The organism is Methylobacter sp. Wu1 (genome assembly GCF_036553575.1).
Lineage (GTDB): Bacteria > Pseudomonadota > Gammaproteobacteria > Methylococcales > Methylomonadaceae > Methylobacter.
The window spans coordinates 1-15,554 of sequence record NZ_JAZHOC010000059.1 but is presented as its reverse complement, the minus strand read 5'-3'; the positions used below and the strand labels follow the sequence as shown (position 1 = coordinate 15,554).

Genomic DNA, 15,554 nt, shown 5'->3' with positions numbered 1-15,554 from the left:
TGCTGTTACGACTTTTCGACAAGTTAGGCCTGAGCAGAGATTGCGAAAAAATAGCCCAACTATTTGACGAATTCAGTGACTACGGGACGATTGCCGCATAAAAGTGTCCGAACTATTGTCAAGAATAAGTAATAAAAAAAATTACTGCATCACAGATACAGATCAAAGTGGTAATTCAGTTTATTAATCACGTTAGCCGGCAAGTAGCCGGGTAATTTTTGAAATACAGTTCCAGCCTTGTAATAGCCTGCGGTTAATGGTTTTAATTATTTAACCGCCGGACTTCTTTGCTTTGGCCTTAATCATTAGTAATGAAGCGCCATTTAAAATTGAAATCTGTTTACCGCCAAGGGTCTGCCTTGTCCAGATTCACTGATAAAAAGTTTTGTGCCGCTAAAATGCAGTTATTTTTGCAGACGTGTAAGGAAGAGGAGTCAATTGTCTTAAGAGATCCCGCGCGAATTTTAGGGAAAAGCGCGATTCAGTAGAGCAGAAATTTTAATAGCGAATATTTCCGAATATGTTTTTGATAAAGCGGCTCAAAGATACCGCAGGCTGATAGATTACAATGCAACAACAGAGCATTGCGCCCATAATTCATGCAAGATATAGATTTCACCATTTATCAATTATTTTTTGTGTAATGCCGGATAAATGTCCGGCAAAAATCATCTATATTGCAGAGATACGTACTAATTTCATGGTTAGCGGGTTTTTTGAGGAAATGACACGGTGGAAATCCATGCTTTTTCTGCTTTTACAAAAAGATCTGCCTGCTTTCCTTATCCTGAACAGAGGCTAAGGTAACACTCATATGAAAATAAAAATTCTGGTTCTCGCTATTGTGATGCTAGAGATGACGAACATAGCGCATGCTCAAAATGAGCAGCCTCCAGTAGTCGCTCTGATCGATGTTATTTTATACAGGCCATTAGGTCTTGTCGCGACTGTGGTTGGTTCGGCTACTTTTGTGGCTATTAGCCCGCTTACGGCCTTCGCGGCGATTTCTCCACCGCACGATGCATTTGAAAAAACGGCTGATCTGTTAATCATGAAGCCAGCCAAATACACCTTCGACCGGCCTTTGGATGTGTATTACCCGGATGATGACGGAGAATATCGTCGTCACTAAAGTAGACGCCTTCTGCATGATCAAATTTTAAAGGCTGACGCCACATGGTTTCTGAGCTGGCTTGAAGCATTACAGGCAAGTATCGCCTTTTATTCATCAAAAAACTCATTGGCTGGCGGATCTCATATCAAGGCGGGCTTTTACCATCACAATCGATTCGTCAGGTGTTGTTCGAGATAACTTGTTAAAGCAAAGCGTATAATCAGAAGGGTCATCATGATCGGAAACAACAGGAAATGCTGATGCAATGCAAGGCTCACCAAAACGCCCGCCATCACAAGCCAAGGCGGCAGTTTGTACTTGCGGGAAACATATTTTATATAGCGAAAAGTGTCATAGTCGATGACTTGGGGCCTCTGGATAAAAAACAATGATACAAAGGCCATCATAAAGGCGAAATAAAGCGGATAGAAGAAAAATATCGGCGAATCATCATTAAACAAAGGTTTCCAATGGCTAAACCAAGCCAATAATGCGCCGCTGGCAAATACGTCATAGCAGATCTTTGGCGGCAATTTTTTCAAAACAATCCCTGCAATACTGCAGACGGCTAATGTTATGCCAGTGTAATTGAATGTCGTAGATTCCAGCAGGCTTTGCAGTGGGCTGGCGCTTTGCACTATAAAACTGAAGGCGAGGCTTAACGAAATAAACAATGGCATGGTCTGAAGTAACGCTAAAAATGCTTGACATGAGGTGTTTTCATAAGCTTAACATGATCTATTTATGCACAGATATTTTTATAGTGTCGATATGGCAGTCGATTCCAAAAAACAGACATTATTTGTTAAGGTTGTTTTTTATAAGCTATTGATAAGTAAATATAATTATTTTTGTACAAAAACGCTACAATCTAATAAAAGCATAGGCAGGGCAGGGCCTGAAAGCAGTTATTTAGTTGTTATGCACAGGGTTATCCACAGGATTTGTGGATAAAACTGTATGTGCTTGATTGTTAAATTTGAACTGGAAGTCAAGCGGAAAATCAAAAAAAGGGAGCTTAAATATAGATGATTAAGCTCCCTGCTCAAAGCCGAAGGCAAGTAAGAGCGCATACTAATATGCTAGCAACGCCTTGAAGGAATGATAATGTGGCAAATTGTCACACAATTTTTTTAAGGTTTTTCTTTGCGGACAAAATTATTGGCTGAAGCCGGTAAATGCTGTACCTTCTTTACAACCCACGTCACAAGGCAGCAGGGGAATATGCTAAAGGAGAATAAACATAATGACTGAACAAACAAACTACATCCGCTGGTTTAATGAATTAACTATCGATGATGTACCTCTGGTTGGCGGCAAAAACGCATCGCTGGGCGAGATGTATCGCGAATTGACGCCGCAAGGCATTAAGATTCCCAACGGTTTTGCCATTACGGCGGAAGCTTATCGTTATGTGCTGGATCAGGCCAATGCCTGGCGGCCTCTCCATGAAGCATTGGATGATTTTGATCCGGACAATGTCGCCGATCTTGCCAAACGGGCACGCAAGGCGCGCGATATCATTTATGGCGCGCCTCTGCCGGAGGATCTTGAAAACCAGATTCTGAATGCGTTCGCACAGTTGCAGCAGGAATATGGCGAGGATTTGAGCGTTGCTGTGCGCAGCTCGGCAACGGCTGAGGACTTGCCGACTGCCAGTTTCGCCGGCCAGCAGGATACTTATCTGAATATACGTGGAGATCAGGCTTTACTGGATGCCTGCAAACGCTGTTTTGCCAGCTTGTTTACCGATCGGGCCATTCATTATCGGATAGACCAAGGCTTCGATCATTTCAAACTGGCGTTGTCGATAGGCGTCATGAAAATGGTGCGATCCGACCTGGATGCCAGCGGCGTTATGTTTTCGTTGGATACCGAATCCGGTTTCAGCGATGTGGTTTTCATTACCGCCGCTTATGGTCTGGGCGAAAATGTCGTGCAGGGCGCCGTGGATCCGGACGAATTTTATGTGCATAAACCGACTTTTGAGCAGGGCCATCGGGCGGTGTTAAGGCGCTCGCTCGGGGCGAAAAAAATCAAAATGGTTTACAGCGAGGGGCGTACGCGCGAACCGATACGCAACATCGTTACATCAGCCTCGGAGCGCGGGCATTTTTGCATTAATGATCAGGATGTCCTGACGCTGGCCGATTACGCCATCAAAATCGAAAAACACTACAGCGCCAAGGCCGGGCAGACGCGGCCCATGGATATGGAGTGGGCCAAGGACGGCATCGACGGCCAGCTGTATATTGTTCAGGCCCGGCCTGAGACTGTGGAATCACAAAAGCGCGGCATGGTGCTGGAACAATATACGCTTAAACAAAAAGCCGATCCGATCGTCACAGGACGTTCGGTGGGAGCCAAGATTGCCGTTGGCAATGCCCGCGTTATTGAGAAACTCGAGCAGTTGTCCGAGTTTAAGCCCGGTGATGTCCTGGTGTCAGACACTACTACGCCCGATTGGGAGCCTGTCATGAAAATCGCCTCGGCGATAGTCACCAACCGTGGCGGACGCACATGCCATGCGGCGATTATTGCGCGGGAATTGGGCGTGCCGGCTGTGATCGGTTGCGATAATGCCACGACTGCCATCAAAAACAATATGCTGGTGACCGTATCCTGTGCCGAGGGCGACACCGGCAAGATTTATGAAGGTCGGCTTGATTTCGAGATAACCAGCACGGACCTGTCCGGCTTGCAGCGGCCGCAAACCAAAATCATGCTGAATATCGGCAATCCAGAGCTGGCCTTCAAGACCAGTTTCCTGCCTAACGACGGTGTCGGCCTGGCGCGCATGGAATTCATCATTACCGAATACATCAAAGCGCATCCGATGGCGCTGTTGCATCCCTACAAAGTTCAGGATTCGGGCGAGCGCGAGCAGCTCAAGCGGTTAATTGGACCTTATGATACAGGCGAAGAGTTTTTTATCCGGCAACTGTCGGAGGGCGTGGGCACAATCGCTGCGGCGTTCTATCCAAAGCCCGTCGTCGTGCGCATGTCGGATTTCAAAACCAACGAATACGCCACCTTACTGGGCGGGCGCTGGTTTGAATTCGATGAAGCCAATCCGATGATCGGTTTCCGGGGCGCTTCGCGTTATACGCATCCGGCCTATGCCGAAGGCTTTGCGCTGGAATGCGCGGCCATGAAGCGCGTGCGCGACGAGATGGGGCTGACCAACGTCATCCTGATGATTCCGTTCTGCCGGCGCGTGCAGGAGGCCCGGCGCGTACTCGAGTATATGGCGCAGCTCGGCTTGAAGCGCGGCGAGAACGGCCTCAAAATCTACGTGATGTGCGAGATTCCCAATAACGTTATCCAGCTTGATGCCTTTGCCGAGCACTTTGACGGTTTTTCGATAGGATCGAACGATCTGACCCAGCTTACTCTGGGCGTGGACCGCGATTCGGAAATTGTCGCAGCAGATTTTGACGAGCGCGATCCCGGCGTAAAAGAAATGATCCGCCTGGCTGTTGAAGGTGCGCGGCGAACCGGAAGCCACTCCGGTCTTTGCGGCCAGGCGCCGTCGGATTATCCCGAAATGGCCGAGTTTCTGGTGGAAATCGGGATCGATTCGATGAGCCTGAATCCCGATACCGTGCTCAAAACCACTCAACTGGTGCTGGAAACCGAACAGCGGCTTGGCGAGCATTAATCGATCGATAACCGGTTCATCTGTCTGTCCAAAGCCCACCGGACATGCTCTCTCACCATATCCGAAGGATGAGAGAGCATGGCCTTTAAGGTATCGATCACAGGCTGCGATGCCGGCGCATTGCCCAGAGCAACGGCAATGTTTCTCAGCCAGCGCTCATGGCCGATCCGGCGTATGGCCGAACCTTCCGTTTTGATCAGGAATTCCTCTTTGTTCCAGGCGAAGACAGTGAGCAATTGCTGGGTATTCAATCGATGACGGGGATGAAAATCCTTTTCACCGCTTAGTTTGGCAAAACGGTTCCACGGGCAGATCAGCTGACAATCGTCGCAGCCGTAGATGCGGTTGCCGATCAGCGGCCTGAACGGCTCGGGAATCGATCCGTGCAGTTCAATCGTCAGATAGGATATGCAGCGCCTGGCATCTACCCGGTAGGGCGAGACAATCGCCTGCGTCGGACAGACGTCCATACAGGCCGAGCAGCTGCCGCAATGCGATGCGGCCTTGGAGTCGGCCGGCAGCGGCAGATCGGTATAAATTTCGCCAAGGAAAAACCACGACCCTACTTTGCTGTTAATCAGGTTCGAATGCTTGCCTATCCAGCCCAGCCCCGCTTTTTCGGCCAGCGCCTTTTCCAGGACCGGGGCGCTGTCGACGAAAGCCCGGTAACCGAATGGGCCATAGGCCTGTTGAATTTTGTCGGCCAGTTTCTGCAAGCGGTTGCGCAGCACTTTGTGATAGTCGCGGCCGAGCGCGTAGCGCGAAATGTAGGCTGAACAAGGCTCTTCAAGCGTTCCATGCAGGGCTTCAACCGGTTCGGGCAGATAATCCATGCGTACCGAAATCACGCTGACGGTTCCCGGTTGTAATAAGGCAGGCCTGCTGCGCTTATCGCCGTGGCGCTGCATATAGTCCATGTCGCCATGAAAGTGATCGGCGAGCCAGTTTTGCAGATGGGCTTCCGCATCCGTTAGATCGGTGTCGGTAATGCCCACTTGCTGGAAGCCCAATTCCTGCCCCCATTGTTTGATTTGCCTGGCGAGGGCAGCCATTTTTTCAGCGCTGGTTGTGTCCATCGACGAATACAGGAAATATAATAGATGAGGTACAAAATATACGGTTATGGGAAATTCTTTATGATTGCGCACTCAAATGCAAGTGGTAAGCTTTTTGGAGCTTGATAACATGCATAAATTACCAATAAAACTCTATCGGGCTGCGCAAGTCAGGGAACTTGACCGGATCGCCATTCAGGAACGCGGCATTCCCGGTATTGAATTGATGAGCCGGGCCGGATACGCCGTATTTCAGTGCCTTCGCAACAAATGGCCTTATGCCCGTTCTGCGGCGGTTTTTTGCGGCTCCGGCAATAACGCGGGCGATGGCTATATTATTGCCAGACTGGCGCGGGAAGCCGGGCTCAGCGTGACCGTTTACTCTGTGTCGGACCCGGAGAAGCTCACAGGCGACGCTCTGACGGCCTACCGGAAGTTTGCCGAAGCCAAGGGGGCGGTGGTTCCATTTCAGTCCGATCTGGACATCGAGACCGATGTAACTGTCGACGCGCTTTTGGGCACCGGACTGGACAGGCCGGTAACAGGTGCTTATGCGGAAGCCATCGCATTCATCAATAAAAATCAAAAACATGTTATTGCCGTCGATATCCCTTCGGGCCTGAATGCCGACACCGGCAATATAATGGCTTGCGCCGTAAAGGCGGATTGTACGGTTTCCTTTATCGGCTTGAAGCAGGGCTTGTTTACCGGGCAGGCGGCCGACTATTGCGGCGAGATTTTCTATGCATCTTTGGCGGTGCCTGACGATGTGTTTGAAGCGGTGCCGTCAAGGACGGTTCGAGTCGTTAAAACACGCCTGCCCAATCGCGAGAGCTATTCGCACAAGGGCAATTACGGCCATGTGCTGATAATCGGCGGCGATCTGGGATATACCGGAGCCGCCAGAATGGCCGGCGAGGCGGCCTTGCGCATCGGCTCAGGACTGGTCAGCATTGCAACGCGGCCAGAGCATGCCGGGCTCATGAATTTGAACAGGCCGGAACTGATGTGTCATGGCGTGGAAAATGCCGGCCAACTGCAGGCATTGCTGGAAAAAGCCGATGTCATCGTTATAGGGCCGGGGCTGGGGCAAAGCGAGTGGGCCAGCGATTTGTTCAGCGCTGCCGTGAATTCTCAAAAACCGCTGGTTATCGATGCCGATGGCCTGAATCTGCTGGCCCGTGCACCTTTTGTAAAGCCCAACTGGATTTTGACGCCGCATCCCGGCGAAGCCGGGCGCTTATTGCAATGCTCCACTACCGAGGTGCAACAGGACAGATTCGCTTCGGCCGCGGCACTTCAGGCCAAATTCGGCGGCGTCGCCATTCTGAAAGGCTCCGGCACTTTGGTCGCTTCAGATCATGAATTGGCCGTTTCGACCTCGGGAAATCCGGGCATGGCTTCGGGCGGCATGGGCGATGTGCTCTCCGGCGTGATTGCAGGATTGCTGGCTCAGGGGCTGGCGTTGAAGGACGCGGCTCAACAGGGTGTTCATATACATGGTCTGGCGGCGGACCTGGCAGTGGAAAAAGACGGAGAAAGAGGCTTGTTGGCCAGCGATCTGATGGAGCCTCTCAGGCAATTGGTAAATTCATGAAACAACATTTAAGCAGTACTGAAGAGACAGAACAGTTCGGCGCGCAATTGTGGCAACTGTTGCCGCCGAAATGCCTGGTTTTTTTACATGGCGATTTAGGAGCGGGAAAGACCACCCTGGTCAGGGGGTTTCTGCGCGCGGCGGGTTTTTCCGGCGCGGTCAAGAGTCCTACCTATACGCTGGTGGAAGAATATGCCCTGGCCGACCGTCAGGTATTTCATTTCGATTTATACCGGGTGGCCGATCCCGAAGAGCTGGAATGGATAGGCATCAGGGACTATTTCGACCAGGATGCCGTGTGTTTTATCGAATGGCCTGATATGGGCAAGGGTTTCCTCCCGGAACCCGATGTAGTCATCACATTGATTCCAGAAGACAACGGTCGATCGCTGGAACTGAAAATGATCAAAAATAGTCTATAGGGAGTGGAAAAACAAAGACATACTGTTATAATTTAAACAAGATTGTTGTCATTAGGGATCATAGCTATGAAAAATTACTGGAAGGTCTTATCTATTGCCGGGTTACAGCTACTGTCTGTATCCGCTTATGCACAGCAAATCAGCGTCAATTCATTGAATTATATTTCCGGTCCCGATCAGGCGCGCATGGTGTTTGATTTGACCTCCGCCCCTAAATACCGAATTTTTCAGCTCGAAAACCCGTCACGGTTAGTGATTGATATCCTGGATGTTCATTTAGGTCAGGCACTGAGCCAGCCTCCCGCATCGCACCCGTTGTTTCACCGGGTACGCACGGCGCTCAGAAACGATACCGACCTAAGAGTCGTTTTTGATTTAAAAAAACAGATCGAGCCCAAAAGTTTCAAGGACGGCTCGCATCTGGTTGTGGAACTGACCGATAAAGGGCCGCTTGCCAATGCAGCCAAGCCAGGCGCAACTCCATCGTCTGCCGGCAAAACCGCCGAACCCAAAACAGTTGTCAGAAAAGCCGACATGGCTAAACCGGTCGAGCCGAAGCCGGCCATTAAGAAAGCCGTTGAAGGTAAGTCTGCCGGGCTGATAAAAGTCGCGAACAGATCGCTCAAAACAAAGATGGCTGCCCATAAAAGCAAGGGCATTGTCATTGCCATAGACGCCGGACATGGCGGCAAAGATATTGGCGCCCAGGGATATAGCGGCACCCAGGAGAAGGACGTGGTATTTTCGATTGCCCGCCGCCTTAAAACATTGATCGACAGGCAGCCGGGCATGACTGCGGTCATGGTGCGCAACGGCGACTACTTCGTCAATCTGCGCGAAAGAATGAAAATCGCCCGCGCGGCTAAAGCTGACCTGTTTATTTCCATACACGCCGATGCCTTTGAAGATCCTAGCGTTAAAGGCGCTTCAGTATTCACCTTATCGCAAAAAGGCGCATCCAGCGAAGCCGCGCGCTGGCTGGCCAACAGCGAGAATGCCTCCGATCTGGTGGGCGGCGTCAAGCTCCATGACAAAGACGATGTTTTGGCTTCGGTATTGCTGGATTTGTCTCAGACCGCCACGCAAGATGCAAGCGTAGACCTGGCGGCGAATGTACTGGAGAATTTCGGAAAAATCGGCGAACTGCATCATGATGCGGTGCAGAAGGCCGGATTCATGGTGCTGAAATCGCCCGATATTCCGTCCATTCTGGTTGAAACCGCCTATATCTCGAATCCGTCGGAAGAACAGAAATTACGCAACAGCGCGCATCAATCGAAGATGGCGATGGCTATCTTTAAAGGAATCGTGAGCTATTTCAGCCAGCAGCATACGCCGATCAATACCCATATGGCTGAAGCCGATACTGAATTAAGCATGTAACAAGCCTTGCACAAGGGCGGCCGTCAGCCCGCCCGTGCTCTCCAATGGCGTGAATCCAGCCGTTAAAATTTCCCCGGCCAATGTCCAAGTCATATAAAATATGGCTTTTATTTTGTGTTGGCTATGCGTATTCATTCTCTTCCCACTCAACTCGTCAACCAGATTGCCGCCGGTGAAGTCGTTGAAAGGCCTTCGTCTGTCGTCAAGGAACTGGTTGAAAACTGTTTTGATGCGGGCGCCCGGCAAATATCGATTGATATAGAGCAGGGCGGCGCCCGCCTGATAAAAATCAGGGACGACGGCTGCGGCATAGTAAAAGAAGACTTGCCGCTGGCGTTGTCACGGCACGCGACCAGCAAAATCGCCACGTTGGAAGATCTGGAACATGTCGTCAGCATGGGGTTTCGCGGCGAGGCGCTGCCCAGTATCAGTTCCGTGGCCAGATTGACGCTGATTTCACGCACTGCCGGCGCTGATTGCGCCTGGCGCGTCAATGCCGACGGCACGGAGCGGGATTTTGACCCGCAGCCCGACCCGCATCCTGAAGGCACGACGATTGAGGTGCGTGACTTGTTCTATAACACGCCGGCCCGGCGCAAATTTTTAAAAGCCGAAAAAACCGAATTCGCGCATATCGAAACCCTGGTGCAAAGAATGGCGCTGAGCCGTTTCGATATCGGCTTCAAGCTCACGCACAACCAGCGGGAAATCCTGAGCCTGAAACCGTCGGCCACCGAAATCGAACAGGAACGCCGGATCGCCGGCATCTGCGGATCGGCCTTCATCGAGAATTCCGTCAAAATCGACTTCGAATCATCCGGCCTGCATCTGACCGGCTGGGTAGGCTTGCCGACCTTTTCGCGCAGCCAGCAGGACATGCAGTTCTTCTACGTCAATGGTCGTCTGATCAAGGACAAACTGGTCGCCCATGCCGTCAAACAGGCTTATCAGGATGTGCTGTTCCACGGGCGGCACCCGGTTTTCGTGCTGTTCCTGGCACTGGACCCGGCGCTGGTCGATGTCAATGCGCACCCGGCAAAAATGGAGGTCAGATTCAGGGAAGGACGGCTGGTGCATGATTTCCTGTTCTCGGCGCTGCATCGCTCGCTGGCTGATTTAAGGCCGGGGGGGCATCAGGAGCAGACTCCTACGCTGGTGCAGGAGTTTGCACCCCAGCCGCAGGCGAAACCTGTCGAAAGCCATAGACCGGAAAGCCATAAACCGGCCTATAGCCCCAGACTGCCTCAGCAAGAGGCGTTGCCTTTGAATGTAGAGGAAACGATACAGGCGTATGCCGCGCTGTATTCAAAGCCCGAGCCTGTGCAAAAACCGGCGCAGCCGCAACCGGCAGCGCAGACAAAAGGTACGCCGCCGCTGGGTTATGCCATTGCGCATCTGCACAACATTTATATTCTGTCCGAAACCCCGAACGGCATTATTTTGGTCGATGCCCATGCCGCGCATGAGCGTGTGACCTATGAGCGCCTGAAGAAGCAGTATCACAACGGCAATGTGCCCAGCCAGCCGCTGCTGCTGCCCATCAAGATAAAAGTCAGCCCGGCTGAAGCGGATCTGGCCGAGCAGGAACACGAATTCTTCATGTCGCTGGGGTTCGATCTAAACCGTTCAGGCCCTGAAACGGTCATCCTGCGCTCGACGCCCGCGTTACTGAACAATGCCGATATGGAGACATTGATACGCGATGTGTTGGCCGACATCATCGAACACGGCGTGAGCACCCGGGTGCAGGAACAGATCAACGAACTGCTGGCTACGATGGCCTGCCACGGCGCCGTGCGCGCGCATCGCCGCCTGACGGTCGATGAAATGAACGCCTTGCTGCGCGAAATGGAACAGACCGAAAGAGTAGGTCAATGCAATCACGGCAGGCCGACCTGGATAGAGCTGTCGATCCATGAGCTCGACAAATTCTTCCTGCGCGGGCAATAAAATTTATCCTAGGTACTATGCAAAAAAACACGCATCCCCCGGCTATTTTCCTGATGGGCCCCACGGCCTCGGGGAAAACCGCTCTGGCCGTGCAGCTGGCTCAAACGCTCAATGGCGAAATCATCAGCGTTGATTCGGCGCTCGTGTACAGGGGCATGGACATAGGCACCGCCAAGCCCACGCTGGAGGAAAGAGGCGGCATCCCGCACTATCTGATAGACATCCTGGACCCGATGGAATCGTTCTCGACCGGCCAGTTCAGGGACAAGGCCTTAACATTGATGGACGAAATCACTGAACGCGGCAAGCTGCCGATACTGGTCGGCGGCACCATGCTGTATTTCAACGCCCTGAACAGCGGACTGGCCGTGTTGCCCGAAGCCGATGAAGCCGTCAGGGCAAAGCTCGATCAGGAACTGGAGCAGTTCGGCAAAGAGGCCCTGCATGCGCGACTGGCCCAAGTCGACCCCGAAGCCGCAGCCAGAATTCACCCCAACGATCCTCAGCGCATACAGCGCGCATTGGAAGTCTACGAGATCAGCGGCAGGCCGATGACTTCTTTCTTCGAAGAAGGCCAGGCGCAGGATATACCTTATCGGAAAATCAAGCTGATCATCGCTCCGCCGGACAGAAAGATCCTGCACGATATCATCGCCCAGCGTTTCAGAAAAATGCTGGAGCAGGGCCTGGTTGCCGAAGTGGAAGCGCTGTTCAAGCGCGGCGACCTGACGGAAAAAATGCCCTCGATCCGGGCGGTCGGTTATCGCCAGGTCTGGTCTTATCTGTCGGGCGAATATGATTACGACACCATGGTCGAGAAAGGCATCGTCGCCACGCGGCAGTTGGCCAAGCGCCAGTTCACCTGGTTGCGCAGGGAAACCGACGCAGCCAATTTTGAGACCGGGCAGCCGGATTTGCTGGAGAAAGTGCTCGCCGAAGTCAGACAGCATTTATAGTAAAGGCCAGCTACGGCCTGTGTTCAAGAAGAATAAAATGACAATAACCTAATAAAAAAGCTATGAATAACTTATTGAAAAACTCTATTTGGCTACTCATCGCTATCCTGGGTGCGGCGGCGGTCGGCGGCATCGCGCTGAACCGCGGTGAGAGCATCAATGCACTATGGTTCATTACCGCAGCGCTGTGCGTTTATGCGATTGCCTACCGTTTTTATGCGGCGTGGGTTGCCGCGTTCGTACTGGCAGTCGACCCTACGCGCGCGACGCCGGCCGAACGCCTCGATAACGGCCGCGATTTCGTGCCGACCAACAAATGGATCGTCTTCGGCCATCATTTCGCGGCTATCGCTGGTCCTGGTCCGCTGGTCGGGCCGACGCTGGCCGCGCAGTTCGGCTATCTGCCCGGCACGCTGTGGCTGCTGTTCGGCTCGGTGCTGGGCGGTTGCGTGCAGGATATGGTGACGCTGTTTCTGTCCACGCGCCGCAATGCCAAGAGCCTTGGGCAGATGGCGCGCGACGAACTCGGGCCTCTGGGCGGAACGGCGGCGCTGATCGGCACGTTTTCCATCATGATCATTCTGATCGCCGTGCTCGGGCTGGTAGTCGTCAATGCCATGAAGCACAGCCCCTGGGCGACTTCCACGGTGGCCGCGACGATTCCGATCGCAATGATCGTCGGCCTGTACATGCGCCATCTTCGTCCCGGCCAGGTGCTGGAAGCATCGGCCTTTGGCGTGACGCTGCTGCTGCTGTCGGTCGCGGGCGGCGGCTGGATCGACGGCAGCGAGACCTTGCGCGGCCTGTTTGATCACGAAGGGCTGACCCTGGCCTGGTGGGTCATGGCTTACGGCTTCGCGGCGGCCATTCTGCCGGTCTGGCTTTTGCTGGCGCCGCGCGATTATCTGTCGACCTTCATGAAGCTGGGCACCATCACGCTGCTGGCCGTGGCGATCGTCGTGTTGCAGCCGGACGTGAAAATGCCGGCCGTGACGCAATTCATCGACGGCACGGGGCCGGTTTTCGGCGGCAAGCTGTTCCCGTTCGTGTTCATCACGATCGCCTGCGGCGCGATCTCGGGGTTCCATGCCCTGGTATCGTCCGGCACGACGCCTAAACTGCTGACCAATGAGCGCGACATCCGCATGATCGGCTATGGAGGCATGGTGCTGGAGTCGTTTGTGGCGGTCATGGCCATGATCGCGGCGACCGTGCTCGATCCGGGCGTGTATTTCGCCATCAACAGCCCGGCCGGCGTCGTCGGCAAGGAAGCGGCCGCGGCCGTCGCTACTATCTCATCGTGGGGCTTTCCGGTATCCGTGGAGCAGATGCAGGTACTGGCCGGCAAAATGGGCGAGGCCAGCCTGTTCGCGCGCACAGGCGGCGCGCCGTCGCTGGCCGTCGGCATGGCCAGCATTTTCGGCAGTGCGTTCGGCGATGGCTTGCTGGCCTTGTGGTATCACTTCGCGATCATGTTCGAAGCCATCTTCATCCTGACCACGCTGGATGCGGGCACGCGCGTGGGCCGATTCATGCTGCAGGATATGCTCGGCAATATCTGGCCGAAAATGGCCGAAACCTCGTGGGCGCCTTCGGTCATGCTGACCAGCGCGCTGGTCGTAGGCGGTTGGGGCTATTTTCTCTATATCGGCGTCATCGACCCCAACGGCGGCGTCAACATTCTGTGGCCGCTGTTTGGCATCGCCAACCAGATGCTGGCGGCCATCGCCCTGTGCGTGGCGACGGGCATTCTGGTCAAGTCCGGCAAATTCAACTATGCCTGGGTAACCGGTCTGCCGCTGTTGTGGCTGATCATTATCACCAGCACCGCCTCGTGGCAGAAAATCACCAGCGACGATATTCGCATCGGTTTCTTCTCGGCCGCCAATGACCTGTCCACTAAACTGGCAGCCGGCACGCTGCCGCCCGAGAAAGCCGCCATCGCGCCGCAACTGATCTTCAACCTGCACCTGGATGCCTATCTGACGCTGTTCTTCGTCGCGCTGCTGTGGACGATCGTGTTCGACATGCTGCGCGTATGCGCTCTCCATCTGGCCGGCAAACCGGTACGGCCGCTGACCGAAGTGCCGCACAGCCCGAGCCAGTTGGCGGCAGAATGGGTGAGGGATTGATGCTTAGACGGCTAAAATTATTCTGGCAGATCGTGCGCCGGCTTTCCGGCGACGACGCCTATGAGCGCTATCTGGAGCACTATGCCATGCATCATCAGGCCGACCCTGACCATGCTCATTGCCAGCCGTTGAGTAAGAAGGAGTTTTTCAAGCAGTGGCAGGAGGAGAAGTGGCGGGGCGTGAAGCGGTGCTGCTAAATGAATTTATGAAGAATATACACGAGCTAGATTTTTTATAAGACCGCCGATCTTCTATATATTATGTGTGCGAGCAAACTGTGTTCCTAACCCTATACTCAACCTGCATTGCTCGATAAAGTTGAGCAGAGTAGCCTACTTTGAAGGGTAGCTTCCATGGAAGAAAACCAATTGATTTCCGATTTCGTTGTCCAAGTAATCAGTTCTGCTTTTGTGAGTACTACTCTATCCGGATTGTTACTTTGGCTAACAAAATCATGGATTTCCGAGCGACTCAAACAAGCCATAAAGAACGAGTATGATCAGAAGCTTGAATCCCATAAAGCTCAGTTAAAGGCCCAGTCTGATGTCGAAATTGAAAAACTCCGGTCTCAATTAAGTATTTCTGCGACAGAGCATGAAGTACGCTTTTCTCGCTTACATGAAAAGCGTGCTGAGATCATAGCGGAAACCTATTCCCTGCTGAAACTGCTTTTTATTCGGTTTGGCGACTATGTCAAAGTTGTCGAGCCTGTGGGAGATATCCCTAAGGATGAACGGCGAAAGTTAGCAATAGAGGCGCATCAAAACTTTCGTAACTATTACGCAACTAAGCTCATTTTCTTCCCAAGATCAACAGCAGAAAAGTTGGAAGAAATTGATTTACAGCTATTAAGGATTTTTAACGAATTCGTGTTTGGTGTCGAAATGGCTCAGCGAAGAGGTGATGATGGAGTCGATAAATGGTTGCAGATAGCTGATAGGGTTAATGGTGAAATCAAGGCTGCGCTAAGTGAATTGGAAGATGAGTTTCGTAAGCTTATGGGGGATGAGAGCTAACCTACGCGGGACGGGGTTTGTAACCCCGTCCTTAACGTTTGGCACTGACGTTCTTTAATAATATATGGAAAGGAAACATGCATGCCCCACAACCAAATTAGAAAGGATTCACCATGCCATCCCGACGCATAGCCGCCGACCTTAATTCTGGCACTTACTATCTCACTCTAACCGTTCAACGCTGGTATTACCTGTTCGATCGCCATAACCGCTGGCAGATCCTGTCCGATTCAATCCGTTATTGCCAGGACAATAAAGGGCTGGAATT

At 52.6% G+C, this 15,554-nt stretch carries 12 protein-coding genes; 10 read left to right on the top strand and 2 right to left on the bottom strand.

Annotation, left to right across the window (positions count from 1 at the left end; genetic code table 11):
* Positions 1 to 814: 814 nt before the first annotated feature.
* Entirely contained in the window at positions 815 to 1,132 is a 318-nt protein-coding gene (locus V2P20_RS11940) for a hypothetical protein (protein ID WP_331818585.1), read from the top strand.
* 146 nt (positions 1,133 to 1,278) lie between these two features.
* On the opposite strand, the gene V2P20_RS11935 is transcribed toward V2P20_RS11940, so the two are convergent.
* Positions 1,279 to 1,794: a hypothetical protein gene (locus V2P20_RS11935; RefSeq protein WP_331818583.1), complete on the bottom strand. Its 516-nt coding sequence runs from the start codon at positions 1,792 to 1,794 to the stop codon at positions 1,279 to 1,281.
* A gap of 566 nt (positions 1,795 to 2,360) precedes the next feature.
* On the opposite strand from V2P20_RS11935, the gene ppsA reads away from it, so the two are divergent.
* Positions 2,361 to 4,775, top strand: a complete 2,415-nt coding sequence (gene ppsA / locus V2P20_RS11930; protein ID WP_331818581.1) for a phosphoenolpyruvate synthase — start codon at positions 2,361 to 2,363, stop codon at positions 4,773 to 4,775.
* Here ppsA and queG read toward each other — a convergent pair.
* Entirely contained in the window at positions 4,772 to 5,851 is a 1,080-nt protein-coding gene (gene queG, locus V2P20_RS11925) for a tRNA epoxyqueuosine(34) reductase QueG (RefSeq protein WP_331818579.1), read from the bottom strand. The genes ppsA and queG overlap by 4 nt on opposite strands.
* 109 nt (positions 5,852 to 5,960) lie before the next feature.
* Here queG and V2P20_RS11920 point away from each other — a divergent pair, with 109 nt between their 5' ends.
* From V2P20_RS11920 to V2P20_RS11885, 8 genes are all read left to right on the top strand, one after another.
* Positions 5,961 to 7,427, top strand: a complete 1,467-nt coding sequence (locus tag V2P20_RS11920) for an NAD(P)H-hydrate dehydratase (protein ID WP_331818577.1) — start codon at positions 5,961 to 5,963, stop codon at positions 7,425 to 7,427.
* Positions 7,424 to 7,849, top strand: coding sequence for a tRNA (adenosine(37)-N6)-threonylcarbamoyltransferase complex ATPase subunit type 1 TsaE (tsaE, locus tag V2P20_RS11915; RefSeq protein ID WP_331818575.1), 426 nt, complete (start codon positions 7,424 to 7,426; stop codon positions 7,847 to 7,849). The genes V2P20_RS11920 and tsaE overlap by 4 nt, the downstream gene beginning before the upstream one ends.
* A gap of 66 nt (positions 7,850 to 7,915) precedes the next feature.
* A complete protein-coding gene (locus tag V2P20_RS11910; protein ID WP_331818573.1) occupies positions 7,916 to 9,232 on the top strand; it encodes an N-acetylmuramoyl-L-alanine amidase in 1,317 nt (438 codons plus the stop codon).
* A gap of 123 nt (positions 9,233 to 9,355) precedes the next feature.
* Complete coding sequence (gene mutL / locus V2P20_RS11905) at positions 9,356 to 11,182, top strand: DNA mismatch repair endonuclease MutL (RefSeq protein ID WP_331818571.1); 1,827 nt, start codon at positions 9,356 to 9,358, stop codon at positions 11,180 to 11,182.
* A 17-nt stretch (positions 11,183 to 11,199) separates the two neighbouring features.
* Positions 11,200 to 12,138 (top strand): tRNA (adenosine(37)-N6)-dimethylallyltransferase MiaA, encoded by a 939-nt coding sequence (gene miaA, locus V2P20_RS11900; protein WP_331818569.1) that lies wholly within the window; start codon positions 11,200 to 11,202, stop codon positions 12,136 to 12,138.
* A 62-nt stretch (positions 12,139 to 12,200) separates the two neighbouring features.
* Positions 12,201 to 14,270, top strand: a complete 2,070-nt coding sequence (locus V2P20_RS11895) for a carbon starvation CstA family protein (RefSeq protein WP_331818567.1) — start codon at positions 12,201 to 12,203, stop codon at positions 14,268 to 14,270.
* On the top strand, positions 14,270 to 14,467 hold the full coding sequence (locus V2P20_RS11890) for a YbdD/YjiX family protein (RefSeq protein WP_331818565.1): 198 nt from the start codon (positions 14,270 to 14,272) through the stop codon (positions 14,465 to 14,467). Before V2P20_RS11895 ends, V2P20_RS11890 begins: the two co-directional genes overlap by 1 nt.
* A 156-nt stretch (positions 14,468 to 14,623) precedes the next feature.
* A complete protein-coding gene (locus V2P20_RS11885; protein ID WP_331818563.1) occupies positions 14,624 to 15,286 on the top strand; it encodes a hypothetical protein in 663 nt (220 codons plus the stop codon).
* Positions 15,287 to 15,554: the final 268 nt, after the last annotated feature.